Origin of the sequence: Rhizobium sp. 11_C7_N12_5, assembly GCF_051811145.1 — a bacterium.
Lineage (GTDB): Bacteria > Pseudomonadota > Alphaproteobacteria > Rhizobiales > Rhizobiaceae > Rhizobium > Rhizobium lusitanum.
Genome location: NZ_JBPWPY010000001.1, coordinates 3,117,117 through 3,141,364 on the forward strand (window position 1 = coordinate 3,117,117; position 24,248 = coordinate 3,141,364).

The following is a 24,248-nucleotide window of genomic DNA, read 5'->3' on the forward strand; positions in this document are numbered from 1 at the left end:
TTGAAGCAACAACGAGGTTGATACTATGAACATCATTCAGCAGTTGGAAGCCGAACAGGCCGCCAAGATCGAAGCCAAGCGCACGCTTCCCGAATTTTCCGCCGGCGACACCGTCCGCGTCAACGTGAAGGTCACGGAAGGCAACCGTACCCGCGTTCAGGCCTATGAAGGCGTCTGCATCGCTCGCTCCGGCGGCGGCCTGCACGAAAACTTCACGGTCCGCAAGATCTCCTACGGCGAAGGCGTCGAGCGCGTATTCCCGGTTTACTCGCCGATGATCGAAAGCGTCGAAATCGTTCGCCGCGGTAAGGTCCGTCGCGCCAAGCTCTACTACCTGCGCGACCTGCGCGGCAAGGCTGCCCGTATCGTCGAGAACACCGGCACTCGCGCCCGCAAGCTCAACGACGCTGAGCGTCAGGCTTTCGCCGATGAGAAGGCTCGCATCGAAGCCGAGAAGGTTGCAGCAGCCCAGGCTCTCGCAGCCGAGAAGGCAGCAGCCGAAGCCGCTGAAGCAAAAGCAGCCGCCGAAGCAAAGGCAGCCGCCGATGCAGCTGCTGCCGCCGCAGAGCCGGCAGCCGAGTAAATTTCGATCCATCCGGATCGCTACGCTTAAAGGCGGCCTTCGGGTCGCCTTTTTGCTGCCTGCCGAAGACAGCTTGGCAGAAAGAAAATTCCGCCGCGAACCGCTTATTTTAGAGTTACTTTTCCGCTTTTGCGCTCGCGGCCATGGCAACGGCCTTGCCATCTGCTTTCCAAATATGACACTTTTCCGCGCGCTAATCGGGGAGATTTCCATGGCATTCCGTCGCTCGTTCCTTCTGGGCCTCAGCGCCCTCGTGCTTGCACCTTTCGCGTCCTTCGCCGCCGACCTGCCTGATCTCAAAGGCAAGACTGTCGTCGTCGTTACTGAGAACGCCTACCCACCGCTGCAATTCGTCGATGCCAAATCCGGCAAGGCGATCGGCTGGGAATATGACGCGATGAACGAAATCGCCAAGCGTTTGAACTTCAAGGTCGAGTACCAGAACACCAGCTGGGACGCGATGATCCAGGCCGTCTCGGAAGGCCAGTACAACATCGGCATGACCGGCATTACCATCAAGGAAGACCGCAAGCAGAAGGTCGACTTCTCCGATCCCTACATGCGCTCCGAGCAGTTCATGCTGGTGCGTGGCGACGAGAAGCGCTTCACCGACGCCAAGAGCTTCGCCGCCCTCAAGGAAGGCCTGATCGGCGCGCAGCCGGGCACGACCCCCTTCTACACCGCAGTCTACGAAGTTCTCGACGGCAACGAGCAGAACCCGCGCATCAAGACCTTCGAAACCTTCGGCGCGACCGTACAGGCACTGAAGACCGGCGACGTCGATCTGGTGCTGACCGACGGCACCGCCGGCAAGGGCTATGTCGATGCCTCCAACGGCGGCCTGAAGCTGATCGGCGGCCCGCTCGGCTCCGAGGATTTCGGCTTCATCTTCCAGAAGGGCTCCGATCTCGTCGCTCCGGTCAATGCCGCCATTGCCAGCCTGAAGGCTGACGGCACGCTCGAGGCGCTGAACAAGAAGTGGTTCCTCGATTACAAGATGGGCCAATGAACTCCCTAGATCGACATATGGGAAGCCCGCTCTGATGGCCCTGCTCGCAGGCCCGGGCGGGCACCAAGGCAAGGATGACTTTCCCTGGTGGCTGGTCGCACTCGCCGTTCTCGGCATCGTCGTCTCCATCGCAATCGCGGCGAACGGCCTCTACGCCCAGATCTTCTCCCTTCTGCTCAATGGCGTCGGCGTCACGATCTTCGTGACGCTGGTGGCCTTCACGCTCGCCATGCTCTTCGGCCTCGGGCTCGCTTTGCTCGGCCTGTCGGACTTCATCGTGCTCAGGCAGATCGCCCGCTTCTACATCGAGATTGTGCGCGGCATTCCGATGCTGGTGCTGCTCGCCTATATCGCCTTCGTCGGCACGCCGGCCTTCGTGGCCATCTACAATGTCGTGACGTCCCCGCTGATCTCCACCGGCTTGACGAGCCCGCTTGTCGTACGTGATGTGCCGTTCGTCTGGCGCACCATCATCGCGCTGATGATCGGTTATTCCTCCTTCATCGCCGAGATTTTCCGCGCCGGCATCCAGGCGGTCGACCAGGGCCAGATAGAGGCGGCGAAGGCGCTGGGGCTCACGCGCTTCCAGCGCTTCCGGCTCGTCATATTCCCGCAGGCGATCCGCGTCATCCTGCCGCCGTTGTCGAACGACTTCATCGCCATGGTCAAGGACAGTTCGCTGGTTTCCGTGCTCGGGGTCGCCGACATCAGCCAGCTCGCCAAGCTCTACTACTCGGCCAACTTCCGCTATTTCGAAACGCTGTCGATCCTCGCCTTCATCTATCTTCTGCTGACGATCGGCCTCTCGCTGCTCCTGCGGCAGCTGGAATCCTGGATGCGCCGGCGGACCGGTGCGGACCGGTCGGCGTTCCGCCCTCTCAGCGTGGGCCAGCCGCCCGACGTGCAGGTGTAGCGGCTGCGGCCAAACGTCAGCCCCCTGCCACCCCATCGTCACCATTGCCGAGACTTGCGAAAATTGATATGAGCAACGCCATGACTAGGATCATGAGCAAAGACGGACGCTACGTCACGGCTTTCGTGCTGCAGGACCATAAGCGCCTGCCGGCACGCTTCTTTGCGATGATTTCGGGCGCGCTCAACAGCCGACTTCGCTGATCACACCCGAGGCCGGCGGTCCTGATCCGTCACCCCCTTTTTCGACACTGCCAATATGGATCTGTAGCCATGAGCGCTCCACGCACACTTTACGACAAAATCTGGGATGATCATCTCGTCGACGCCCAAGACGACGGCACCTGTCTTCTCTATATCGACCGTCATCTCGTTCACGAGGTGACGTCGCCGCAGGCTTTCGAAGGCCTGCGCATGACCGGCCGCAAGGTCCACGCGCCGCAAAAGACGCTTGCTGTCGTCGACCACAACGTTCCGACCTCGCCCGATCGCCACCTCGGCATCAAGAACGAGGAAAGCCGCATCCAGGTCGAGGCGCTTGCCAAGAACGCCGCCGAATTCGGCGTGGAATACTACTCCGAAAACGACAAGCGCCAGGGCATCGTCCACATCATCGGCCCCGAGCAGGGCTTCACCTTGCCGGGAATGACCATCGTCTGCGGCGATAGCCACACGTCGACGCATGGTGCCTTCGGCTCGCTCGCGCACGGCATCGGCACCTCCGAGGTCGAGCATGTGCTCGCCACGCAGACGCTGATCCAGAAGAAGGCCAAGAATATGCTGGTGCAGGTCGATGGCCAGCTGCCACCAGGCGTCACCGCCAAGGACATCATTCTCGCCATCATCGGCGAGATCGGCACCGCCGGCGGTACCGGCTACGTCATCGAATATGCCGGCGAAGCCATTCGCGCGCTGTCGATGGAAGGCCGCATGACCATCTGCAACATGTCGATCGAAGGCGGCGCCCGCGCCGGCCTGATCGCGCCGGACGAGATCACCTTCGAATACATCAAGGGCAAGCCGCGCGCGCCGAAGGGCGAAGCGCTGGAACAGGCGATCGCCTACTGGAAGACGCTGACATCGGATGAAGGTGCGCATTACGACCGCATCGTCACGCTTAATGCCGCTGCCCTGCCGCCGATCGTCTCCTGGGGCTCCTCGCCGGAAGACGTCGTCTCCGTCCAGGGCATCGTCCCGAACCCGGACGAGATCCAGGACGAGAACAAGCGCACCTCCAAGTGGCGCGCCCTCGACTATATGGGCCTGAAGCCGGGCACGAAGATGACCGATATCAACGTCGATCGCGTCTTCATCGGCTCCTGCACCAACGGCCGCATCGAAGACCTGCGCGCCGTCGCCAAGGTCGTCGAAGGCAAGACGGTGGCTTCCACCGTCGATGCCATGATCGTTCCGGGCTCCGGCCTCGTGAAGGAGCAGGCGGAAGCCGAAGGCCTCGACAAGATCTTCAAGGCCGCCGGCTTCGACTGGCGCGAGCCCGGCTGTTCCATGTGCCTTGCCATGAACGACGACCGCCTGAAGCCGGGCGAGCGCTGCGCATCGACGTCGAACCGCAACTTCGAAGGCCGTCAGGGCTTCAAGGGCCGCACGCACCTGGTCTCCCCGGCCATGGCCGCAGCTGCCGCGATCGCCGGCCACTTCGTCGATATCCGCGAGTGGAACTGATCCGCTTAAAGCATGAATAGCAAAGGGCGGCCCGAACGGCCGCCCTTTTTGTTTGTGGGTAAGGCAATTGCATGGGAAATGAAGTCACTGCACGAACACCCCTTCTCCCCCTCGGGGAGAAGGTGGCCCGAAGAGTCGGATGAGGGGGCCAATCGTCTCGAATCCATAGGCTTTCGTGCGTCTGGCCCCCCCTCATCCGCCTGTCCGCACCTTCTCCTCTCGGGGAGAAGGGGTTTGAACCGCCGGCTGACCTTGCTGCGCCCGCTGGCTGAGCCAGACACTGCCGAGCACCACGACGATGCCGAAGATCTGCATCGGGCTCAGTTGCTGGCCGAGCACCCACCACCCCAAGATCACAGCAGTCGTCGGGCTCAAGAATCCGAGTGGCGAGACCACCGATGGCTCAAGCCGCGAGAGGCCGCGAAACCAGAGAATATAGGTGAGTGCTGCGCCGATCAGCCCGAGATAGGCAAAGCCGATAATATTGGCCCCGGTCAGATGCGGAAGCGGCGGCTCGAGCAAGAGGGCGAACGGCAGCAGCAACGCACCGCCCGCGGTCAGCTGCCACGCCGTGAAGGTGAGCGGCGAGACATCCGGCCGCCAGCGGCGGCTGAGCACGGTTCCACCAGCCATGGAGAAGGCGCCGGCGACGCCGGCGGCAATCCCGATGGGATCGAGCGTTGCCTTCGGCGTGAGGATCAGCAGGGCGACACCGCCGATGCCGGCGATCGCGGCGATGATCGAAAGGCTGCGGATCGGCGAGCCGAGCAACAACCGCGCCAGCACGATGACGATCAGCGGCTGGACGGCACCGACCGTGGCCGCCACGCCGCCGGGCAGCCGATAGGCCGAAATGAACAGCAGCCACCAGAAGATCGAGAAATTGAGTGCCCCGAGAACAAGGGACTTGATCCACCAGATCCCGTGCGGCAGCCGCCGCACGATGAGGAGCAGCAGCAGCCCGGCAGGCAAGGCACGCAGCGTTGCGACCGTCAGCGGATAGCCGGCGGGCAAGAGCTGCGTCGTCACCAGATAGGTGCTGCCCCAGATCGCCGGCGCGATGGCTGTCAGCAGAAGGTCGACATTGCGGTTCATGGCCCTAGCCTCAAAATTTATCTTGACCTCAAGATAAACTGAAATATCTTGACGTCAAGATAAATTGGTGGCGATATCCCGACATGGATCGCATCGATAAAATTCTTGACCAGTGGCGCCGCGAACGGCCCGATCTCGACACGACGGCGATGGGCCTGTTCGGGCGCATGCGCAACCTCACGCTCCATCTCTCGCGCGAAATGGAAAAGACCTTTGCGCGCTTCGATCTGAACGCGGCAAATTTCGATATGCTGGCAACCCTGCGCCGCTCGGGCGAGCCCTACACCCTCTCCCCCAGCGACCTGATGGATACGATGATGGTGACATCGGGCACGATGACCAACCGCATCGATCAACTCGAAAAGGCCGGTCTCGTCGCCCGCAGCCAGAACCCGAATGATGGCCGAAGCTTCCTGATTTCCCTGACCCCGGAAGGTTTCAGGCTCATCGACGCGGCCGTGACGGCGCATGTCGAAACGCAGGCTCGGCTTGTTTCCGCCCTCTCGCAAGAGGAAAGAGCTGCCCTCGACGGCTTGCTGCGCAATTATTTAGCCAGCTTCGAATCTCGCTGACAGGTCCGCACGCCGCTCCGCGCAAACATCGCGAATGCAGCCGCGCAGCCAGCGATGCGCCGGATCGGCGTCCAGCCGCGGATGCCAGAGCAGCGAGATCGCCACATCCGACGTCGGCACCGGCAGCGCGAAACTATGCATGTCAACGCGCAGGTTGCCCGTATAGCGTTCCGGCACGCTGACGATCAGGTCGGAGGCCCGGGCCAAAGCCAGCGCCGCCGAAAAGCTGCCGACAATGGTTGCGATCTGCCGCTCCAGTCCCAGCCTTTCCAGCTCCTCATCAATCTCCCCCTTCTTCAAGCCGCGCCGGGAGACGAGGATGTGCTGGCCGGCGGCATAGCGCGCCGGCGTCATCACACCTTCGCTCAGCGGGTGGCCGCGTCGGACCACGCCGATGAAGCGATCCCGGAACAAGGCCTGCGCCCGTAGTTCCGGCCCGGTATCGTCGCCGACGACTCCGGTCTCGAGATCGATCGTACCGTCGCGCAGCGGTGTGCTGTCCTTGTCCAGCTTCTGGGTGAAGTAGAGCCGCACGCCGGGCGCCTGTTCCGCAATGCGAGCGATCAGCTCGGGGCCGAAATTCTCCACAAAGCCCTCGCGGGTGCGCAATGTGAAAATCCGGACGAGCTGTTTCAGGTTGAGTGTCTCGGATGGCCGCAAGGCCGCCTCCGCCTCCTGCACGAGCCGGCCGACGCTCTCGCGCAATTCCAGCGCCCGCGGTGTCGGCACAAGCCCGCGGCCGGCCCTGACCAGCAACGGATCGCCCGTCGTCTCGCGCAGGCGTGCCAGCGCCCGGCTCATGGCGGACGGGCTCAGCCCCAACCGGCGAGCTGCACGCGCAACACTGCCTTCCGCAAGCAGGACATCGAGAGTGACAAGCAGGTTGAGATCGGGCGTCGACATGACGCGACCATAACATGATTTCGCCGAAGCATAGCGTCAAACGCACGAATAAGATGCAAATGGTGCGCGTTCCGCCATATCAGGCAAAGAGCTACCTTTCTGCCAGGACTTCTCAAACGTCGCCAGAAACGGAGCTCATGTTGAAGCCAATTATTGAAAGACCGGACAAGACCGAAGCCGGGCGGATGAAAGCCGCACCTTCGATCCGATGGGCGCTCGCCAGCCTCTCGCTCTCCATGCTGATGCCCTCGCTCGATACCAGCATCGCCAATGTCGGCCTGCCGACGCTGGCAGAGGCTTTCGGCGCTTCCTTCCAGCAGGTGCAGTGGATCGTGCTTGCTTATCTGCTCGCGATTACCGCGCTGATCGTCAGCGTCGGGCGGCTGGGCGATATCGTCGGTCGCCGTCGACTGCTGCTCGCCGGAATAGCCCTCTTCACCCTCGCCTCGCTCTTCTGCGGGATAGCACCGACGCTGTGGCTGCTGATCGCTGCCAGAGCCTTGCAGGGCCTCGGCGCCGCCATGATGATGGCGCTGACGGTGGCGATGGTCGGCGAGACAGTCCCGAAGGAAAGGACCGGCAGCGCCATGGGCCTGCTCGGCACCATGTCCGCCATCGGAACCACGCTCGGCCCGTCGCTCGGCGGCGTCCTGATTGCCGGCTTCGGCTGGGAAACCCTCTTCCTGGTCAATGTGCCGCTCGGGATCGCGAATTTCCTTCTCGCCGCACGCTTCCTGCCAGTGGATCGTCCCAACCGAAAAGCCGGCCAGGGACGCCCGGATGCGATCGGCACGCTGTTGCTGGCCTTGACGCTTGCCGCCTATGCGCTTGCCATGACGATGGGGCATGGCAGCTTCGGTGTGCTGAACATCGGCCTGTTGCTGGCCGCAGCCTTCGGCACCGCGCTCTTCGCCTTTACCGAGGCGAAAGTGAAATCGCCCCTGGTGCGCCTCACGATGTTCCGCGATTCGGCGCTGAGCGTCGGCCTTGCCATGAGCACCCTTGTCTCGACCGTCATGATGGCGACGCTGGTGGTCGGGCCCTTCTATCTCTCCCGCGCGCTCGGCCTCGATGCCGCCCATGTCGGCGCCGTGATGTCCGCCGGTCCGCTGGTGGCGGCGCTGACGGGCGTGCCGGCCGGCCGCATCGTCGATCGCTTCGGCGCTCACCGTATGACCATCACCGGCCTCGTGGCCATGATCATCGGCCTGTTCCTGGTAGCAGCGATGCAGGGCAGGTTCGGTGTCGTCGGGTATATCGGGCCGCTTGCCCTTGTGACGGCGAACTACGCCCTGTTTCAGGCAGCCAACAACACCACCATCATGACCAATATCCGTCCGGACCAACGCGGCGTCATCTCCGGCATGCTAAGCCTGTCGCGAAACCTCGGGCTGATCACCGGCGCATCCGTGATGGGCGCGGTCTTCACGCTGGCATCGGGAACCACAGGCATCACCACGGCCCGCCCCGAGGCCATTGCAACGGGCATGCAGGTCACCTTCGCGATCGCCGCCCTGCTGATCGTCGCAGCACTCGTCGTCGCGCTTACCGGTTTCGCCATTGCGAAGCGCACTGCACTTTCCGAGCAGGCGTCGTGACGCCGGGGCAATGCAGCCTGCTCGATACTAGGGAGGCTCGGAGCTTTCACTCCGAGCCTCCTGTACAATGCAATCCGGCGAGTTGAATCAGAACGTTGCCGTCACTGGATCCGGGCCGATACGGCCGCCGGCAGAATCGAGCTTGGCGATGTCAGCCAGATCGTCGCTGTCGAGCTTGAAGTCGAAAACCTTGAGATTTTCCTCGATGCGGCTCGGCGTGACCGATTTCGGAATGACGATCAGGCCGTTTTCGATATGCCAGCGGATGATGACCTGCGCCGGCGTGCGGCCATGCTTGGCGGCGACCTTGCCGATTGCGGCGTTGGTGAGGAGCTTGCCCTGGCCGAGCGGGCTCCAGGACTCGGTCTTGATGCCGAGCTTGTCGTGCACTTCGCGCAGCGCCTTCTGCTGGAAGGTCGGGTGCAGTTCGATCTGGTTGAGGACGGGCGTGACGCCGGTCTCGCCGATGATGCGGTCGAGGTGTTCCTTAGCGAAGTTGGAAACGCCGATCGAGCGGGCGCGGCCTTCTTCCTTGAGGCGCACGAAGGCCTTCCAGGTGTCGAGGTAGCGGTCGCGGTGCGGCGACGGCCAATGAATGAGATAGAGGTCGAGATAGTCGGTACCGAGCCGCTTCAGGCTTTCATCGAAGGCCTTGAGGGTGGAATCGAAACCCTGGGCCTCGTTCCAGAGCTTTGTGGTCAGGAAGATATCCTTGCGGGCGACGCCGGACTGGCGCATGCCTTCGCCGACACCATCTTCGTTTGCATAGATGGCTGCGGTATCGACATGGCGATAGCCGGCCTTCAAGGCTGTGCTGACCGCCATCGGGGCAACGTTTTCGGGCGTCTGCCAGACACCGAGGCCGACCTGCGGAATGGAATTGCCGTCGTTGAACGTAATTGTCGGTTGCGTGGTCACGATAAGTCTCCAGATGATGGATGGTGGGGTGAAGGCGTGATTCAAATCCGGAAAGAAAAGGTTCCGGCCTGGCTCGCGGGAAGCGCCGGTCGAAAATCTATATAGTGGAGAATATTGGGACTTTAACCCCAAGCGACATCTCAGACAACCCGAAGCACCGTACCTTTTCGGAGCACTGGAAGTATGCGCCGCATGTCGCGAAGGCTGACCGCGACACAGCCGGCCGTCGGCTCGTAGCCGGGCTTGATCAGATGGAAGAAGATCGCCGAGCCACGGTGACGCCGTCGCGGGCGGATGTTCCAATCAAGCACCAGGCATATGTCATAGAGGCCGTCGCCTCGCCGCATTTCCTCGTGGCTCGGCGTGAAGGGAGCCTTCACCAGCCTGTTGTAATTGGCATTGTCAGGCTGATCGCACCAGAGCATATCCCTGCCGATGCGCCGCATCGGCAGGGCGGTGCGAAGGAAGCGAACATGGTCGCCGCGAGTGAAGCCATAGAGCAGCTTCATATCGGCAATCGGTGTCGCGCCGTCGCCCTCGCGCTTCAAAATGCTGCGCCCGGATCGGCCGATCGCCGCCGGCACGGTTAGCGGTCCGACCCGCACCAGCGCACGCGTCTTCTTACCCGGCGCAGGACGTACGACGACCGTGGAAGCGGCCCGCTTGGCCCCTGCCCTTGTCTTTTCCATTTTCCTCACATGTTTTTGCTTTGCACGTGATTTCATTTGAAATCATAGCAGGTTCAACCAAACCACCAAGCCTGAGCCGCGTCGCGACTTGCTAAAAATGCAATTTGGCGTAGGACTTAGAAGGGATTAGAACGAGGATCCGAACGGCATGACCGCACGCACCATTCTCCTGGTGGACGATGACAACGACCTGCGCGAAATGTTGGTCGAGCAATTATCGCTTTACGAGGAATTCAACGTTCTGCAGGAGGTGAATGCCGGAAAAGGCGTGCAGACCGCGCGTACCGTGCCTGTCGATCTCCTGATCATGGATGTCGGCCTGCCCGACATGGACGGCCGCGAAGCCGTGAAGCTGCTGCGCAAGAACGGCTTCAAGGCGCCGATCATCATGCTGACGGGCCATGACACGGACTCCGACACCATCCTCGGCCTCGAAGCCGGCGCGAACGACTACGTGACCAAGCCCTTCCGCTTCGCCGTGCTGCTTGCCCGCATTCGGGCGCAACTGCGCCAGCACGAGCAGAGCGAGGATGCGACCTTCACCGTCGGCCGCTATCTGTTCAAGCCGAGCCAGAAACTTTTGACCACCGAAGACGGGCAGAAGATCCGCCTCACGGAGAAGGAAGCCGCCATCATCCGCTACCTCTATCGCGCCGACCAGAAGGTCGTAACCCGCGATATCCTTCTCGAAGAGGTATGGGGCTATAATTCCGGCGTCACCACCCACACGCTCGAAACCCACGTCTATCGCCTTCGACAGAAGATCGAACGCGATCCCTCCAACGCCGAAATCCTGGTCACGGAAAACGGCGGCTACAAGATCATCCCCTAGGGAACAGACATGGCGCTGAACGACGATATCCGCCTGCTGTCGCAACTGCCGCTGTTTCACGGCATGGGCGATGAGCCGCTGCGGCTGATTGCCTTCGGCGCCGACCGCCGCCACGTGACCGAAGGCCAGACCCTGTTCAGGGAGAAGTCACCGGCCGAATGCGCCTATGTCGTCGCGCGCGGCAGCTTCGAACTCAGCACCATAGACAATGCCGGGGAGAAGCAGGTGGAAGCGGTGATACAGGCCGGCACCATGCTCTCGGAGCTGGCTCTGGTGACGCTGGTGGAGCGGAAATATACGGCCGTCGCGGCCGAAGAGTCCGACGTGATCCGCATCACGCGCGCCCTCTTCCACCGGCTGATCGAAGAATATCCCGATGCCGGCCTGCTGATCCAGAATAGGATCCGCGAGAACTTCGCGACACTGGCCAGGCAGGCAGCGGCGCTTCTCGGCCGGTTTTCCTGACCCCGCACGGCGATCCGGTTTTAGCCAGATCATTCTAAAGCGCGTCGCGATCTTTCAGATTCGCTCCTTGCGCTTTAGGCCCTTGGTTTTTCGCATGCCGTTATCGCAAAACCGCCGCACACTTTTGCGCGACATGCTCTTGAGCATATCCAGGAAAGTGCGAAGCGGTTTTCCGCCTGGAATGCGTAAAGAAGCAAAAAGACAGAACGTTTTCGCGATTCGAAGAAAAGCGAAAACGTTCTAGAGATTGAAATGCGCTGTTACCGGCACATGGTCGGATGGGCGATCCCAGCCGCGCGCCGCCTTCAGGATCTCGATGCGCTGCAGGTGCGGGCCAAGATCGGATGACGACCAGATATGGTCGAGGCGGCGGCCGCGATCGGCAGCCTCCCAATCCTTGGCGCGGTAGCTCCACCATGTATAGAGCTTCTCATTGGCGGGCACCTGCTGGCGCATCAGGTCGAGCCAGGCGCCCCGCTTCATCACCTCGATCAGCCCATCGGTCTCGACCGGCGTGTGGCTGACGATCTTGAGCAGCTGCTTGTGCGACCAGACGTCATGCTCCAACGGCGCGATGTTGAGGTCGCCAACCAGGATCGCCGAGGTGTTGGGCTCGGCGTTTGCATGCAGCCGCTTCATTTCCTCGATGAAATCGAGCTTGTGGCCGAACTTCGGATTGATGGCGCGATCGGGCTCGTCGCCGCCGGCCGGAACATAGAAATTATGTAGCCGGATGCGCCGGCCGCCACGCTCGAAGATCGCCGAGATATGTCTGCTATCGCCGACGTTGCAATAATCTTGCCGATGATCCTCGGTCAGCGGAAAACGCGAGGCGATCGCCACCCCATGATAACCCTTCTGGCCATGGATAATGATGTGTTCGTAGCCGAGCGCCCTCAGCGGCGCATGCGGGAAAAGCTCGTTCGGAACCTTGGTCTCCTGAAGGCAGAGAATATCAGGCCGGGCCTGCATCACGAACTGCTCGACGATGGGCATGCGCAGCCGCACCGAATTGATATTCCAGGTCGCAATCGAAAATCCCATGCCCAAGCCTTTCCCTGAGAGCAATTCCAGGAAAAGTGCGCAGCGGTTTTCCGTCCGGAATTGTGTCAAAACAGACAGCTAGAGCGGTTCAGCGATTCCGTGAAACGCTCTAGTCAGGGTAAGGCTTTAGACCGGCTGCGACGGAAAGGAAAGCGCCATTCGGCGCTTCTCCCGTTGCCAGAAATGGAGACGACGATCAGCGCGTATAATCGATGCGGAAAACGCTGTCATCGAAGGCGACATTGGTCTTCACGTTGTTGATGATGACATCGGTCGTCTTGCCTTGCGGGTCGATGACGGTCCACTGGCGCAGGTCGTAGCTCTTCGAATCGAAGATCATCGCGATTGTGGAATCGCCGAAGACGGTGCGGTTGCCGAGCGTGATCTTGGTCAGGTCCGGCTGGGAATCGACATTGCGCACCATGTCGGCGGAAAGGTCGATCTTATTGGCGAGCAACAGGCTCAGCGGCGTTTTCGACAGCTGGTACATGTTCTTCGTATTCGTCTGGTCGTTGATGACCTGGACGTTGTTGCCATCGCAGATGACGCGCATGCGTGACGGCGGATCGTAGTTGAAGCGCATCTTGCCGGGCCGCTGGATGAAAAAGGAGCCGCTCATCTGGTCGCCGCGCGGCCCGATCTGCAGGAAGCCGCCCTTCATCGTCTTGATGGACGAAAAGTGATCGGCGATGGCCTGGGCAATGTTGGGATTGAGGGCGGCAGCCTGCGCCTGCGCAAGAGCCGAAACCGGTAGAGCGCCTGCCGCACCGACCGCGACCACGGCGCCGAGGAAATGCCGGCGGGTCGGTGAAAATCGGTTCATGGGCTGCGCATCAATCTTTTTCATCGAATTCTCCTTCATGCTTTGTCCATGGCGCGCAAAATCGGCGTCTTCATGGCGCGGCGGCCCGGGTTCGGCTGCGGGCCGCGATCAAATTTCCCTGAACATAGGCGGGATATGTGACACGGAAAGGCGGATCGCCTCAGCGATCCAGAATGTCCGCCTTGGTGGGAACGAGGATTTCGCGCTTGCCGGCATGGTTGGCCGGGCCGATCACGCCTTCTTCCTCCATACGTTCGATCAGCGAGGCGGCGCGGTTGTAGCCGATGCCGAGGCGGCGCTGGATATAGGAAGTCGAGGCCTTGCCGTCGCTAAGAACGATAGCGACCGCCTGATCGTAGGGATCGTCCGAATCGGCGAGATTGGAGGTCCCCGCAGGGCCATGGCCCTCATCGTCCTCATCATCATCGGCGGTGATGGCATCGAGATATTGCGGCGAACCCTGCGTCTTCAGATAGGCGACGATGTCCTCGACCTCGCCGTCGGCGACAAACGGGCCATGGACACGCTGGATGCGCCCGCCACCGGCCATATAGAGCATGTCGCCCATGCCGAGCAGCTGTTCGGCACCCTGTTCGCCGAGAATGGTGCGGCTGTCGATCTTCGACGTCACCTGGAAAGAGATACGCGTCGGGAAGTTCGCCTTGATCGTGCCGGTGATGACGTCGACGGACGGACGCTGCGTCGCCATGATGACATGGATGCCGGCCGCGCGCGCCATCTGCGCCAGGCGCTGCACCGCGCCTTCGATATCCTTGCCGGCGACCATCATCAGGTCGGCCATCTCGTCGATGATGACTACGATGTAAGGCATCGGCTTCAGATCGAACTCTTCCGTCTCGTAGATCGCCTCGCCGGTCTGGCGGTCAAAACCGGTCTGGACAGTGCGGCTGATGGCCTCGCCCTTGGCGACGGCCTGCTCGACACGCATGTTGAACCCGTCGATGTTGCGCACGCCGATCTTCGACATCTTCTTGTAGCGCTCCTCCATCTCGCGGACGGTCCATTTGAGCGCGACGACGGCCTTCTTCGGGTCGGTGACCACAGGCGAGAGCAGATGCGGAATGCCGTCATAGACAGACAGTTCCAGCATCTTCGGGTCGATCATGATCAGACGGCACTGCTCCGGCGTCATGCGATAGAGCAGCGACAGGATCATGGTGTTGATGGCGACGGATTTACCCGAGCCGGTGGTGCCGGCGACGAGCAGATGCGGCATCTTGGCGAGATCGGCGATGACGGGTTCGCCACCGATCGTCTTGCCGAGCGCCATGGCAAGCTTGGCCTTGGAGGTCTCGAAATCGCGGCTGGCGACAAGTTCACGCAGATAGACGGTCTCGCGCGTGGAATTCGGCAGTTCGATGCCGATGGCGTTGCGGCCGGGAACCACGGCGACGCGGGCGGCGATCGCGCTCATCGAGCGGGCAATATCGTCGGCGAGACCGATGACCCGCGAGGACTTGATGCCGGGTGCAGGCTCCAGTTCATAGAGCGTCACCACCGGGCCGGGTCGGACATGGATGATCTCGCCCTTGACGCCGAAATCCTCCAGCACGCCTTCGAGCATGCGGGCATTCTGCTCCAGCGCATCGGCGGAAAGCGTCGTATCCCGGGTGACGGTCTTCGGCTCGGCGAGCAAATGCACAGCTGGCAGCTGGAAGCCATAGGGCCGTATGAACGAGGTCTGTGCCTCACGCTCCGCACGCACGCCGGGCTTCGGACGCGCGGCCGGCGGGATGATGCGCTGGCCGGCTGCCGCCTTCGGCGAAGCGGGACGCAACGGCCACTCATCCTCGTCCTCATCATCGGGCAGGATATCGGCCGGGCGCCGCGGATCGCGCTCATAGGACGAATCCTCGTCCTCATCGTCGTCATCGCTGAGGCTGATGGAGGGCGCGGAAACGACACGGCGTGCAGCCGAGCCTCCAAGCGAAGGCTCGACGCGATCGCCCCGGGCCATCGGCGTCTTGGCGCGCACGGGCTCGTTCAGCGTGCCGAATTCGTCATCATTGAAATCATAGGGCGCATCGAAGGCGTGGTCGCGGCGCTTGCGCGGACCCATGCCGAACAGGCGGCGGAGACGAGCATGCGCATTATACCATGCATGCATGACCGCCCCGAAAGCCATAAAGTTGCCCAAAAAGCCGGTGCGATCGTCGTCCTCGTCTTCATCGCCTACCCGACGAGCGCGGCTGTGTGTGTTCTCATAATCGTCTTCGTCCTCGTCGTCCTCCACCAGGCTTTCACCGATCACGCCCGCGCCAAAAAGCATGAGCCAGATCGCGGGAACAGCCAGAACCGAACCGATCACGATGGCGACGACGCCGCTCGGATAGGTGCCGATGAAAAGGGCGGGAAAGCGCAGGAGGATATCGCCGACGACCCCGCCGATGCCGTTCGGGATCGGCCAGGTCGGCGGCGCGGGAAAGCAGGCGATGGAGCCGGCCGCGACGACGCAGCCGCCGAGCCACGCGCCAAGGCGCGACGGCACGCGATTGAGCTTGCGGTTGGAAATGAAAGCAAAGGCCCAGGCGGCGACAGGCAGCAGCGCGACGAGGGAGGCAAGCCCGAGCGCCTGCATCATGATATCGGCAAAGGCGGCACCGGGAAAACCGAGCAGGTTGGTCGGCGCATTGCCGGTGGCGTAGGAATAGCTCGGATCCATGACGTTCCAGGTCGCCAGCGCCGCGACGGCCAGCGCCAGCAGGAACAGCAGCCCAAAGCCCGCCAGACCCTTGATCTGACGCCACACCACAGCCGAAAGCGAAAAACGGTCGGGGCGACCGCTCAACGCCGCCGAATTGCTTCTGCCCATGATATCCAGCCCCGTTCCTTGTCGAAAGCGCAAGCGAATCGGTCTATGCCCACTCGCCGGCAGGTTAGCCCTACCTAATCAGAGGAGGGTTAATGGCATGTTAACCATGCGCCCAGGCCTGGCGAATCAACAGCTTTTGCAGCCGGATATTACCGCACAAACAAAAAGTGCCCGAACCAAGGTTCGGGCCAAGAGCGGCCTATTTGCGATGAAATACGCCGCGACGGGATGTTTAGCGATGCCGGAGGCCTTGCTCCGGCATCGCAAGCTCTGATCAGGAATTGTGGTAGGCAGCTTCGCCGTGGGAAGCGAGGTCGAGACCTTCGCGCTCGGCTTCCGGGGTGACACGCAGACCGATGATGATGTCGACGACCTTGTAGAGGATCGCCGAACCGACGCCGCACCAAACGATCGTGGTGACGACTGCGGTCAGCTGAACCATGACCTGGCTGCCCATGGTGACGCCATCGGCATAGCCGACGCCGCCGAGCGATGCGCTGGCGAAGATGCCGGTTGCAATGGCGCCGAAGATGCCGCCGACGCAATGGACGCCAAAGACGTCAGCCGTATCGTCGTAGCCGAACTTGTTCTTCACGACGGACACGAAGAAGTAGCACAGCGGGGAGACGATCAGGCCCATGACGATCGCGCCCATCGGGCCGGCGATACCGGCTGCAGGCGTGATGGCGACGAGGCCGGCAACCATGCCCGAAGCGCCGCCGAGCATGGAGGCCTTGCCGCGGGTGAAGGTTTCAACCAGCGACCAGGAGATGATGGCGGCTGCAGTTGCGATGAAGGTGTTGACGGTTGCGAGCATCGCGCCGCCGGAAGCCTCGAGGTTGGAGCCGGCATTGAAGCCGAACCAGCCGACCCAGAGCATGGAGGCACCGACCATGGTCAGCGTCATGGAATGCGGAGCCATCATGTCCTTGCCGAAGCCGACGCGCTTGCCGACGAGGAGAGCACCGACGAAGCCAGCGATACCGGCATTGATGTGAACGACGGTGCCGCCTGCGAAGTCGAGAGCGCCCATCTTGAAGAGCATGCCGTTCGAATCCCAGACCATGTGAGCGATCGGGAAGTAGACGAAGGTCGCCCACAGTGCGCAGAAGAGAACCGATGCGCCGAACTTGATGCGCTCCGCATAGGCGCCGATGATCAGGGCCGGCGTAATGGCGGCGAAGGTCATCTGGAACAGCATGAAGATGAATTCAGGAATGACAACGCCCTTGGAGAAGGTCGCAGCCGTGGTCGAGGTCGAGACGCCCGAGAGGAACATCTTGGCCGTGCCGCCCCAATAAGGGCTGGTGCCGCCGCCGAAGGCGAAAGAGTAGCCGTAGAGGACCCAGATGATCATCACGACCGCGCCGATCATCGTGCACTGCATGAGAACGGAGAGCATGTTCTTCGCGCGGACGAGACCGCCGTAGAACAGCGCCAGACCCGGCACGAGCATGAACAGCACGAGAATGGTGGAGATGAACATGAAGGCGGTGTCGCCCTTGTCCGGAACCGGCGCAGCGGCTGCCGCAGCCGGAGCGGCGGTCTGCGCAAAAGCGATCGCCGGCGCGAGCAAGGCCGCAGAAAGCGCACCCACCCGCGCGAAGGTGGAGGAAAGCTTGGTAGATGTCATTGCAAATAACTCCCTGATCAGCCGTGTCTTACAGCGCTTCTGAATCGGTTTCGCCCGTACGGATGCGCACGGCATGGTCAATCGAATAGACAAAGATCTTGCCGTCGCCGATCTGGCCGGTCTTGGCGGCCGACGCGATGGCCTCGACAGCCTTGTCGACGATTTCGGATGCGACCGCGACCTCGATCTTCAGCTTCGGCAGGAAGCTGACGGCATATTCGGTGCCGCGATAGATCTCGGTATGCCCCTTCTGGCGCCCGTAGCCTTTCACTTCGGTCACAGTCAGGCCCTGGATGCCGACAGCCGTGAGGGCCTCACGGACCTCATCGAGCTTGAACGGCTTGATAATGGCCATCACAATTTTCATCTGGTTTCCCATCCTTTGTTTACCCTCGGCATGGAGCCGACTCTCCTTGCCGCCGACGAATGTTTCAGCAGCGACTGTGGGTACACATTCAAGGGGCGTGCCAGATTCGTGACACAATTATAACATATTGAAATCTAACAGATTTATCGAATAAACCCAATAAAGCGGCAGTTCGTGGCGTGGCCTCTGCACAAATAAAGTGCATTTTTATAAATTTGCACCTTATTTAATCATTTGCCTTTTTACGAATCAGCCCCTCTTGCGCGACAGACGCAATCAAGACACCGGATCGCGTAAACAGGCTGCCGCGGGTGAACCCGCGCGCGCCGGAGGCGCTGGGGCTTTCCTGGCTGTAGAGCAGCCAGTCGTCGAGCTTGAACGGGCGGTGAAACCACATGGCATGGTCGAGGCTCGCAACCTGGATGCCCTGATCCAGAACCGATGTGCCATGCGCGTTGAGCGCGACGTCGAGCAACGTCATATCCGAAAGATAGGCGAGCACGGCGTTCCGATAGAGCCGGTCGTCCGGCACGGGGCCGGTCAGGCGCACCCAGATATTCTGCCGCTGGCTCGGCTGCGAGCGGGAGAAATAGCCCTCGATCGATACCGGCCGGATCTCGACCGCCCGCTTGCGCTCCCAATAGCGGCGCACGTTCTCGGGCGCATGGGCGAGATAGCGCTCCTTGACCTGCTCCTCATCCATCAGCTCTTCCGGCATAGGGACTTGCGGCATCTCGCCCTGATGCTCGAAGCCGGGCTCGTCGAACTGGAAGGAGGCCGTCAACGCAAAGATCGCCTTGCCATGCTGCACGGCCAGCACGCGCCTTGTGTTAAAACTGGAACCGTCGCGCAGCCGATCGACCTGGTAGAGGATCGGAACCGCGGGATCGCCCGGAAGCATGAAATAGGCATGCAGGGAATGCACGAAGCGATCGTCCGCCACCGTCCTCTGCGCCGCCATCAGCGCCTGGCCTATGACCTGCCCTCCGAACACGCGCTGCCAGCCCACCTGCGGGCTGTTGCCGCGAAACAGGTTCATCTCGATCGTTTCCAGATCGAGCGTCGCAAGCACGGCTTCCATGGGGGTCGGCTTCTCGCTCTCTCGCGACATTTTGGTTGAACTCCGATGGTAGGAACCATGAACAGGATGCTCTATATAGAACAGGAAATGACAGTGGGACACAGGGAAGCGCTATGTTGGACATGCTGGTAGTGGGTGGCGGATATGTGGGTCTTGCCGCTGCGGTGGCCGTCAAGCAGGCAGCCCCCCATCTCGACGTCATGATCGTGGAAGCCGCTCCGGAAACCGCGTGGAAGAAGGACATGCGCGCCTCGGCGGTCATCGCTGCCGCCTCGAAGATGCTTGAAGTCCTGGGCGTCTGGGACGAGATCGCGCCGGAAGCAGAACCGATCACCCGCATGATCGTCACCGATTCGCGCACCAGCGATCCCGTGCGTCCCGTCTTCCTCATCTTTGACGGCGAAGTGGCCGAAGGCCAGCCTTTTGCCCACATGGTGCCGAACCTTGCCATGGTCGCCGCGCTGCGCCGCGCGTGCGAACGCCTCGATATCACCATCAGCCACGGCCTCAGCGCCACCGGATTCGTGACCGACGATGCCAAGGTCGCGCTGACCCTTTCGGACGGCAGCGTGCTGGAAACACGCCTGCTGGTCGCCTGCGACGGGGTACGCTCCAAGCTGCGCGACATGGCAGGCATCAAGACCGTCAACTGGGACTACGGCCAGTCCGGCATCGTCGTGACCGTCGAGCATGAGCGCCCGCATGGCGGCTGCGCCGAGGAGCATTTCCTGCCGTCGGGCCCCTTTGCCATCCTGCCGCTGAAGAACAACCGCTCCTCCCTCGTCTGGACCGAGCGCACCGCCGATGCCAACCGGCTGGTCGCCTCGGACGATCTCGTCTTCGAAGAGGAGCTGGAGCGCCGCTTCGGCCACAAGCTCGGTGCGCTGCACGCCGTCGGCGAGCGTCGTGCCTTTCCGCTCGGCCTGACGCTCGCCCGTGCCTTCGTCGCGCCGCGTTTCGCGCTCGCCGGCGACGCCGCCCATGGCATCCACCCGATCTCCGGCCAGGGCCTCAATCTTGGCTTCAAGGATGTGGCAGCCCTTGCCGAAACCGTCGTCGAAGCCGACCGCCTCGGCCTCGACATCGGCTCGATCAACATCCTCGAGCGCTACCAGACCTGGCGGCGCTTCGACACCTTCCGCATGGGGGTGACCACCGACGCCCTGAACCGGCTGTTTTCCAACGACATCACGCCATTGCGCGTCGCCCGCGATTTCGGGCTTGGGATCGTCGACCGGCTGCCGAGCCTGAAGTCCTTCTTCATGGGCCAGGCCGCCGGCACGGCCGCCAAGGACAATCCACGGCTGCTCGCCGGAGAGGCCATCTGAACGGCCGAAGCCGAAATCCCCATCGGCATGCCTTCCGTCGGCCCGAAGCGGGCCCCTCAAGCACTTTAAGGGTGTAAAATCGCTTCCATGGACTGGAGAAAGACAGTTTGCCTCTTATTTAAGCAGGGAATTGGGAAACCTAAGAGCGAAAGGACCATGCAATGGCAAAGAACACGATCTGCGTATGGTATGACAAAGACGCCGAGGCCGCTGCCCGCTTCTACGCCGAGACCTTTCCCGACAGCGCAGTCGGTGCCATCATCCGCGCACCCGGAAACTATCCGGACGGTAAGCAGGGAGACGTATTGGTCGTTGAATTCACGGTTGCCGGTATTCCTTGCATCGGCCTCAATGGCGGCACCGCGTTTACACACAGTGAAGCCTTCTCATTTCAGATCGCAACGGACGATCAGGAAGAAACCGACCGCTACTGGAACGCCATTGTCGGCAATGGTGGCCGCGAGAGCAACTGCGGCTGGTGCAAGGACAAATGGGGTGTATCCTGGCAGATCACGCCGCGCGTCCTGACTGAAGCGCTCGCGGCAGGCGGCGATCAGGCAAAGCGTGCCTTCGATGCGATGATGACCATGAATAAGATCGACGTCGGGGTGATCGAAGCAGCGCGGCGCGGCTGAGGCGCCATGGTGCGGACGTCAATCCTCGATGCGTCGCGCTTCCGAAATCAGCATGATCGGAATGCCGTCGCGGATCGGGTAGGCGAGACGCGCCTTTTCGGAGATCAGCTCGTTCTTTTCCCGATCGTAGCTGAGCCGCCCCTTGGTGAGCGGGCAGACGAGCAGTTCGAGCAGTTTCGGATCCACCTTGCTGACCGTGATATCCATCACACCACTCCTATTGCAGCATGGAATCGGTCTCGCCCGAGCCAGCAAGTACGATCTTGACGATCGCGATGAAGGTCTCGGCCCGGGTCTTCAGGTCGGGCGCCTCCAGAAGCGCCTGTTTCTCGGCGGGATCGAAGGGCGCCATCATCGCCAGCGAATTGACCAGCATCATGTTGCTCGCCCGCTCCACGCTTTCCCAATCCGCTTCCAGCTTGTTAGCGTCCAGATAGGCCCGGAAAACCGACAGCAGCTCGGCCCGATCGACGGTATCCTCCTCGTCGCGCGACTTGAGGTCGGAAATGAAGGGCGTGATGTGGAAGCTGCGATAGGGCTGGTGGCCGATGACTTCATCCATCAGCCGGAAGCGGCAGATCCCGGTCAACGACGCGATATAGCGGCCATCGCCGGTTTCCGCGATCGAGGTGATGCGCCCAAGGCAGCCGACATGCGATAGATTGGAAGAGTCCGCCGGCTCGCCCAGCGCCGGCTGCACCATTCCAATCAACCGGTTTCCGGCGATGGCCGAGTCGAACATGGCGAGATAGCGCGGCTCGAAAATATTAAGCGGCAGCTGCGCGCCCGGCAGCAGCAAGGCACCAGACAAAGGAAAGACGACCACAGTTTCAGGCAGATCGCTCGGCTTCAGATATCTGGCATTTCCGACTTGCATGTTTTCCATCCCGCTAGATCACTGCGCCACGCGCCGCAGTGGGCCGCGCAGGAACGACACACAGTCGCGGCCGCGCCCCATCTCACGCCGCGCCAGTGAACAATGTGGCCCTATCTGCCGAAAACACAAGAGTATTTCGAGTCAAAACGGCGATACCTCCCGCTTCCCCTCCACCTACGACCACCGCCTGGCGAACTGTCGTAAGGGAGGTTTGGCGCAAGCATTGCACGCTCAGGAAAACAGGATCGATGAAAGTTTGCGGCGGGCAGCGATCGTTGCCGGATCCTTCGGGCCCCAGACGTCGAAGAACTCCAGCAACTGGCGGCGGGCGCCATCGTCGTCGAAGCTGCGGTCTCGGCGCATGATAAGAAGCAGATGTTCGGCCGCCTCCTCCCGCTTGCCTTCGACGTTACGGATCTTGGCAAGCTTGATGCGCTGCTCGTGATTGTCGGGATTGGTCGCCAGCTCATGCTCGATCGCGACGGGGTCGCCGAGCTTGCGGGCTTCGTCGATCTGGTCGAGCTTCTTCACCACGGCCTGTATGCCGGCATCGTTGGCAAGCGTCTCGGGCAGGTCCGCCAATGCTTCGCGCGCCCGCTGGCTCTGGCCGGCGGCGATCATGCATTCCGCCATGCCGGCGAGCGCCTTGGGGTTTTCCGGATCGGCCTGCAGCACCGCGCCGAACAGTTCGGCCGCCCCATTGACGTCGCCGGCTGCGAGCAGGCCGCCGGCTTCCTCAAGAACGGCCGCGATCTCGGCTGCCTGATCGTCGGCACCGCCCGCGGGACCGCCGAGACGATCGATGAACTGGCGGACCTGGCTTTCGGGAACCGCACCCATGAAGCCATCGGCCGGACGGCCATCGACGAAGGCGATGACTGCCGGGATCGACTGGATGCCGAGCTGACCGGCGACGGACGGATGGTCGTCAATGTTCATCTTGACCAGCTTGACGCGGCCATTGGCCTCGTTGACGACCTTTTCGAGAACCGGCGTCAGCTGCTTGCACGGACCGCACCAGGGCGCCCAGAAATCGACGAGCACGGGCTGATTGCGCGACTCCTCGATGACATCCTTGGCGAAGGTCGCTGTCGTGGTGTCCTTGATCGGCGAAGTCCCGGATGCCGCAGGCGCAGCCCCGTAGGAAGCCGAGGCCGACATCTGTCCGCCGAAGGAAGCGTTGTAGGGATTGTTCGGACCGCTCATGAGTATCTCCCGCCTGCCGGCATCCTGAACTTTGGAAGCATGATCCTCATGCAAGCCGACCGGCTTTGCATGGCATCGCGCTCGATGAAATAGCCTAAGCGATCGGACAATTCGAAGAGAAGTCGGATCGCTCTGATCTTAGCGCTAAAATCGTACGTTAGCCCGTCACTTTCAAGACTAGCGGCACATGACCCGTTGCTTCCATGAAACGCAAGAGATCGGCGCTGGCAATCGACGTCGTCGCATCGTTCGACAAGGGATGGCAATTGACGATGTCATGCGCCATCAGATTGGCATCGAGGACGAAGGTGACATTCTTTTCGGTATCGTTGATCGCGCCGAACGCCGTCACCGAGCCGGGAACAACGCCCAAATATTCCATCAGCTTTTCCGGTTTGCCGAAGGAGACCTTGCTGGCGGCGCCGATCAGCGTATGCACCGTCTTCAGATCGACCGTCGCGTTTTCCTCGACGGTCAACAGGAAGAAATTGTCCTTCTTGTCCTTCACGAACAGGTTCTTCGTATGGCCGCCGGGAATCTCGTCGCGCAGCGACACCGATTCGGCGACGGTGAAGACCGGGGCATGATCCTTGGTGCTGTGGACAATGCCGAGACTATCCAGGAAGAGGAAAAGATCGTCGCGGTCTTTCGGGCTGGTCTCGGTCATGGCGTCTCGCAGTGGAAATGGTTCCGCCCCTGATACGTCGCCCACAATTCCATTGCAATCTTCCAGACGACGAAGAGCGGCGTTTCCGGGCTTTCCGCCAGCTACCGAAAAGAACCCGCAATTTTTCTTCGCCAACTCGTCATTTCCTTGTTGCATTTGAAAAACGGTTAGGCCATATAGCGCCCGTCGCCGCAAGACGACGCCCAGCGGTCCAACACACTACCCCGGACCACTGCGGAGATGAGCGGGTGTAGCTCAGGGGTAGAGCACAACCTTGCCAAGGTTGGGGTCGAGGGTTCGAATCCCTTCGCCCGCTCCAGTTTCTCTTTTGTCTACACAAAGACATAGATAACGGTTGTCCCCCCGAGACAGGGGTGACGACCTCGTGCCGAGCCGGTTGTCGATGGTTTGCAAAGTCCTCCGTTCCAAATCGATATAGCCCAGATCATTAATGCCTGATCGCAGCCACGGCTCCCAAACCCTGGCGTTCGCGCG

Annotated in this window: 25 protein-coding genes and 1 tRNA gene; 12 read left to right on the plus strand and 14 right to left on the minus strand. The window is 61.6% G+C overall.

All coding sequences use genetic code 11. The features are described 5' to 3' along the window. Positions 1-25: 25 nt before the first annotated feature. From rplS to leuC, 4 genes are all read left to right on the plus strand, one after another. Positions 26-583: a 50S ribosomal protein L19 gene (gene rplS, locus AB8B29_RS15365; protein WP_047637772.1), complete on the plus strand. Its 558-nt coding sequence runs from the start codon at positions 26-28 to the stop codon at positions 581-583. Between the two features lie 211 nt (positions 584-794). Further along, positions 795-1,592 (plus strand): basic amino acid ABC transporter substrate-binding protein, encoded by a 798-nt coding sequence (locus AB8B29_RS15370; protein ID WP_047637951.1) that lies wholly within the window; start codon positions 795-797, stop codon positions 1,590-1,592. 34 nt (positions 1,593-1,626) lie between these two features. Next, a complete protein-coding gene (locus AB8B29_RS15375) occupies positions 1,627-2,505 on the plus strand; it encodes an amino acid ABC transporter permease (protein ID WP_047637770.1) in 879 nt (292 codons plus the stop codon). Positions 2,506-2,777: 272 nt separating this feature from the next. Continuing rightward, complete coding sequence (leuC, locus tag AB8B29_RS15380) at positions 2,778-4,187, plus strand: 3-isopropylmalate dehydratase large subunit (RefSeq protein ID WP_037196890.1); 1,410 nt, start codon at positions 2,778-2,780, stop codon at positions 4,185-4,187. A gap of 192 nt (positions 4,188-4,379) precedes the next feature. On the opposite strand, the gene AB8B29_RS15385 is transcribed toward leuC, so the two are convergent. Next, complete coding sequence (locus AB8B29_RS15385; protein WP_037196891.1) at positions 4,380-5,282, minus strand: EamA family transporter; 903 nt, start codon at positions 5,280-5,282, stop codon at positions 4,380-4,382. Positions 5,283-5,365: 83 nt separating this feature from the next. Here AB8B29_RS15385 and AB8B29_RS15390 point away from each other — a divergent pair, with 83 nt between their 5' ends. Further along, a complete protein-coding gene (locus AB8B29_RS15390; protein ID WP_092573168.1) occupies positions 5,366-5,854 on the plus strand; it encodes a MarR family winged helix-turn-helix transcriptional regulator in 489 nt (162 codons plus the stop codon). Here AB8B29_RS15390 and AB8B29_RS15395 read toward each other — a convergent pair. Continuing rightward, positions 5,831-6,757 (minus strand): LysR family transcriptional regulator, encoded by a 927-nt coding sequence (locus AB8B29_RS15395; protein ID WP_047637763.1) that lies wholly within the window; start codon positions 6,755-6,757, stop codon positions 5,831-5,833. The genes AB8B29_RS15390 and AB8B29_RS15395 overlap by 24 nt on opposite strands. Positions 6,758-6,894: 137 nt before the next feature. Here AB8B29_RS15395 and AB8B29_RS15400 point away from each other — a divergent pair, with 137 nt between their 5' ends. Then, entirely contained in the window at positions 6,895-8,355 is a 1,461-nt protein-coding gene (locus tag AB8B29_RS15400; RefSeq protein ID WP_439006603.1) for an MFS transporter, read from the plus strand. An 87-nt stretch (positions 8,356-8,442) separates the two neighbouring features. Here the strand turns inward: AB8B29_RS15400 and AB8B29_RS15405 are convergent, their stop codons facing one another. Both AB8B29_RS15405 and AB8B29_RS15410 read right to left on the minus strand, forming a co-directional pair. Then, entirely contained in the window at positions 8,443-9,273 is an 831-nt protein-coding gene (locus tag AB8B29_RS15405) for an aldo/keto reductase (RefSeq protein ID WP_037196894.1), read from the minus strand. A 140-nt stretch (positions 9,274-9,413) separates the two neighbouring features. Then, complete coding sequence (locus tag AB8B29_RS15410; protein ID WP_037196895.1) at positions 9,414-9,962, minus strand: L,D-transpeptidase family protein; 549 nt, start codon at positions 9,960-9,962, stop codon at positions 9,414-9,416. Between the two features lie 148 nt (positions 9,963-10,110). On the opposite strand from AB8B29_RS15410, the gene AB8B29_RS15415 reads away from it, so the two are divergent. Both AB8B29_RS15415 and AB8B29_RS15420 read left to right on the plus strand, forming a co-directional pair. Beyond that, a complete protein-coding gene (locus AB8B29_RS15415) occupies positions 10,111-10,794 on the plus strand; it encodes a response regulator transcription factor (RefSeq protein WP_034509100.1) in 684 nt (227 codons plus the stop codon). A gap of 9 nt (positions 10,795-10,803) precedes the next feature. Continuing rightward, on the plus strand, positions 10,804-11,259 hold the full coding sequence (locus AB8B29_RS15420) for a cyclic nucleotide-binding domain-containing protein (RefSeq protein WP_037196896.1): 456 nt from the start codon (positions 10,804-10,806) through the stop codon (positions 11,257-11,259). A 240-nt stretch (positions 11,260-11,499) separates the two neighbouring features. Here the strand turns inward: AB8B29_RS15420 and AB8B29_RS15425 are convergent, their stop codons facing one another. The 3 genes from AB8B29_RS15425 to AB8B29_RS15435 all read right to left on the minus strand — a co-directional run bounded on the left by AB8B29_RS15425 (position 11,500) and on the right by AB8B29_RS15435 (position 15,959). After that, positions 11,500-12,303 (minus strand): exodeoxyribonuclease III, encoded by an 804-nt coding sequence (locus AB8B29_RS15425; protein ID WP_037196897.1) that lies wholly within the window; start codon positions 12,301-12,303, stop codon positions 11,500-11,502. 196 nt (positions 12,304-12,499) lie between these two features. Next, complete coding sequence (locus AB8B29_RS15430; protein ID WP_037196898.1) at positions 12,500-13,150, minus strand: outer-membrane lipoprotein carrier protein LolA; 651 nt, start codon at positions 13,148-13,150, stop codon at positions 12,500-12,502. Between the two features lie 136 nt (positions 13,151-13,286). Beyond that, on the minus strand, positions 13,287-15,959 hold the full coding sequence (locus tag AB8B29_RS15435; RefSeq protein WP_037196899.1) for an FtsK/SpoIIIE family DNA translocase: 2,673 nt from the start codon (positions 15,957-15,959) through the stop codon (positions 13,287-13,289). A gap of 97 nt (positions 15,960-16,056) precedes the next feature. Between AB8B29_RS15435 and AB8B29_RS15440 the strand changes: the two genes are divergently transcribed. After that, the gene (locus AB8B29_RS15440) at positions 16,057-16,233 is read left to right on the plus strand and encodes a hypothetical protein (RefSeq protein ID WP_439006604.1); all 177 of its coding nucleotides are present in this window, start codon (positions 16,057-16,059) and stop codon (positions 16,231-16,233) included. On the opposite strand, the gene AB8B29_RS15445 is transcribed toward AB8B29_RS15440, so the two are convergent. The 3 genes from AB8B29_RS15445 to tesB all read right to left on the minus strand — a co-directional run bounded on the left by AB8B29_RS15445 (position 16,234) and on the right by tesB (position 19,070). Then, positions 16,234-17,592: an ammonium transporter gene (locus AB8B29_RS15445; RefSeq protein WP_037196900.1), complete on the minus strand. Its 1,359-nt coding sequence runs from the start codon at positions 17,590-17,592 to the stop codon at positions 16,234-16,236. Positions 17,593-17,620: 28 nt separating this feature from the next. Beyond that, positions 17,621-17,971, minus strand: a complete 351-nt coding sequence (locus AB8B29_RS15450) for a P-II family nitrogen regulator (RefSeq protein ID WP_034509110.1) — start codon at positions 17,969-17,971, stop codon at positions 17,621-17,623. Between the two features lie 214 nt (positions 17,972-18,185). Continuing rightward, complete coding sequence (gene tesB / locus AB8B29_RS15455) at positions 18,186-19,070, minus strand: acyl-CoA thioesterase II (RefSeq protein WP_092573162.1); 885 nt, start codon at positions 19,068-19,070, stop codon at positions 18,186-18,188. 83 nt (positions 19,071-19,153) lie between these two features. On the opposite strand from tesB, the gene AB8B29_RS15460 reads away from it, so the two are divergent. Together AB8B29_RS15460 and AB8B29_RS15465 are read left to right on the plus strand one after the other, a co-directional pair. After that, a complete protein-coding gene (locus tag AB8B29_RS15460; protein WP_439006605.1) occupies positions 19,154-20,368 on the plus strand; it encodes a ubiquinone biosynthesis hydroxylase in 1,215 nt (404 codons plus the stop codon). Positions 20,369-20,529: 161 nt separating this feature from the next. Then, complete coding sequence (locus AB8B29_RS15465; protein WP_037196903.1) at positions 20,530-21,003, plus strand: VOC family protein; 474 nt, start codon at positions 20,530-20,532, stop codon at positions 21,001-21,003. An 18-nt stretch (positions 21,004-21,021) separates the two neighbouring features. Here the strand turns inward: AB8B29_RS15465 and AB8B29_RS15470 are convergent, their stop codons facing one another. The 4 genes from AB8B29_RS15470 to AB8B29_RS15485 all read right to left on the minus strand — a co-directional run bounded on the left by AB8B29_RS15470 (position 21,022) and on the right by AB8B29_RS15485 (position 23,753). After that, the gene (locus AB8B29_RS15470; RefSeq protein WP_037196904.1) at positions 21,022-21,210 is read right to left on the minus strand and encodes a Trm112 family protein; all 189 of its coding nucleotides are present in this window, start codon (positions 21,208-21,210) and stop codon (positions 21,022-21,024) included. Positions 21,211-21,220: 10 nt separating this feature from the next. Further along, entirely contained in the window at positions 21,221-21,880 is a 660-nt protein-coding gene (locus AB8B29_RS15475; protein ID WP_037196905.1) for an LON peptidase substrate-binding domain-containing protein, read from the minus strand. Positions 21,881-22,111: 231 nt separating this feature from the next. Continuing rightward, positions 22,112-23,086 (minus strand): thioredoxin, encoded by a 975-nt coding sequence (gene trxA / locus AB8B29_RS15480; protein WP_037196907.1) that lies wholly within the window; start codon positions 23,084-23,086, stop codon positions 22,112-22,114. Between the two features lie 157 nt (positions 23,087-23,243). Beyond that, positions 23,244-23,753, minus strand: coding sequence for a prolyl-tRNA synthetase associated domain-containing protein (locus AB8B29_RS15485; protein ID WP_113118719.1), 510 nt, complete (start codon positions 23,751-23,753; stop codon positions 23,244-23,246). Positions 23,754-23,997: 244 nt separating this feature from the next. Here AB8B29_RS15485 and AB8B29_RS15490 point away from each other — a divergent pair. Then, a tRNA-Gly gene (locus AB8B29_RS15490) sits at positions 23,998-24,072 on the plus strand. The last annotated feature ends 176 nt before the right edge of the window (positions 24,073-24,248 follow it).

Bases quoted from the DNA above. Each gene is read 5' to 3' on its own strand.
- AB8B29_RS15470 (WP_037196904.1), bottom strand. From the start codon at position 21,210: ATGGATATCACGGTCAGCAAGGTGGATCCGAAACTGCTCGAACTGCTC.
- AB8B29_RS15390 (WP_092573168.1), top strand. From the start codon at position 5,366: ATGGATCGCATCGATAAAATTCTTGACCAGTGGCGCCGCGAACGGCCC.
- AB8B29_RS15370 (WP_047637951.1), top strand. From the start codon at position 795: ATGGCATTCCGTCGCTCGTTCCTTCTGGGCCTCAGCGCCCTCGTGCTT.
- AB8B29_RS15450 (WP_034509110.1), bottom strand. From the start codon at position 17,971: ATGGGAAACCAGATGAAAATTGTGATGGCCATTATCAAGCCGTTCAAG.
- AB8B29_RS15410 (WP_037196895.1), bottom strand. From the start codon at position 9,962: ATGGAAAAGACAAGGGCAGGGGCCAAGCGGGCCGCTTCCACGGTCGTC.
- AB8B29_RS15430 (WP_037196898.1), bottom strand. From the start codon at position 13,150: ATGAAAAAGATTGATGCGCAGCCCATGAACCGATTTTCACCGACCCGC.
- AB8B29_RS15460 (WP_439006605.1), top strand. From the start codon at position 19,154: ATGTTGGACATGCTGGTAGTGGGTGGCGGATATGTGGGTCTTGCCGCT.
- AB8B29_RS15420 (WP_037196896.1), top strand. From the start codon at position 10,804: ATGGCGCTGAACGACGATATCCGCCTGCTGTCGCAACTGCCGCTGTTT.
- tesB (WP_092573162.1), bottom strand. From the start codon at position 19,070: ATGTCGCGAGAGAGCGAGAAGCCGACCCCCATGGAAGCCGTGCTTGCG.
- AB8B29_RS15465 (WP_037196903.1), top strand. From the start codon at position 20,530: ATGGCAAAGAACACGATCTGCGTATGGTATGACAAAGACGCCGAGGCC.
- AB8B29_RS15485 (WP_113118719.1), bottom strand. From the start codon at position 23,753: ATGACCGAGACCAGCCCGAAAGACCGCGACGATCTTTTCCTCTTCCTG.
- AB8B29_RS15440 (WP_439006604.1), top strand. From the start codon at position 16,057: ATGTTAACCATGCGCCCAGGCCTGGCGAATCAACAGCTTTTGCAGCCG.
- AB8B29_RS15385 (WP_037196891.1), bottom strand. From the start codon at position 5,282: ATGAACCGCAATGTCGACCTTCTGCTGACAGCCATCGCGCCGGCGATC.
- rplS (WP_047637772.1), top strand. From the start codon at position 26: ATGAACATCATTCAGCAGTTGGAAGCCGAACAGGCCGCCAAGATCGAA.
- trxA (WP_037196907.1), bottom strand. From the start codon at position 23,086: ATGAGCGGTCCGAACAATCCCTACAACGCTTCCTTCGGCGGACAGATG.
- AB8B29_RS15375 (WP_047637770.1), top strand. From the start codon at position 1,627: ATGGCCCTGCTCGCAGGCCCGGGCGGGCACCAAGGCAAGGATGACTTT.
- AB8B29_RS15435 (WP_037196899.1), bottom strand. From the start codon at position 15,959: ATGGGCAGAAGCAATTCGGCGGCGTTGAGCGGTCGCCCCGACCGTTTT.
- AB8B29_RS15415 (WP_034509100.1), top strand. From the start codon at position 10,111: ATGACCGCACGCACCATTCTCCTGGTGGACGATGACAACGACCTGCGC.
- AB8B29_RS15400 (WP_439006603.1), top strand. From the start codon at position 6,895: ATGTTGAAGCCAATTATTGAAAGACCGGACAAGACCGAAGCCGGGCGG.
- AB8B29_RS15475 (WP_037196905.1), bottom strand. From the start codon at position 21,880: ATGCAAGTCGGAAATGCCAGATATCTGAAGCCGAGCGATCTGCCTGAA.
- leuC (WP_037196890.1), top strand. From the start codon at position 2,778: ATGAGCGCTCCACGCACACTTTACGACAAAATCTGGGATGATCATCTC.
- AB8B29_RS15395 (WP_047637763.1), bottom strand. From the start codon at position 6,757: ATGTCGACGCCCGATCTCAACCTGCTTGTCACTCTCGATGTCCTGCTT.
- AB8B29_RS15425 (WP_037196897.1), bottom strand. From the start codon at position 12,303: ATGGGATTTTCGATTGCGACCTGGAATATCAATTCGGTGCGGCTGCGC.
- AB8B29_RS15445 (WP_037196900.1), bottom strand. From the start codon at position 17,592: ATGACATCTACCAAGCTTTCCTCCACCTTCGCGCGGGTGGGTGCGCTT.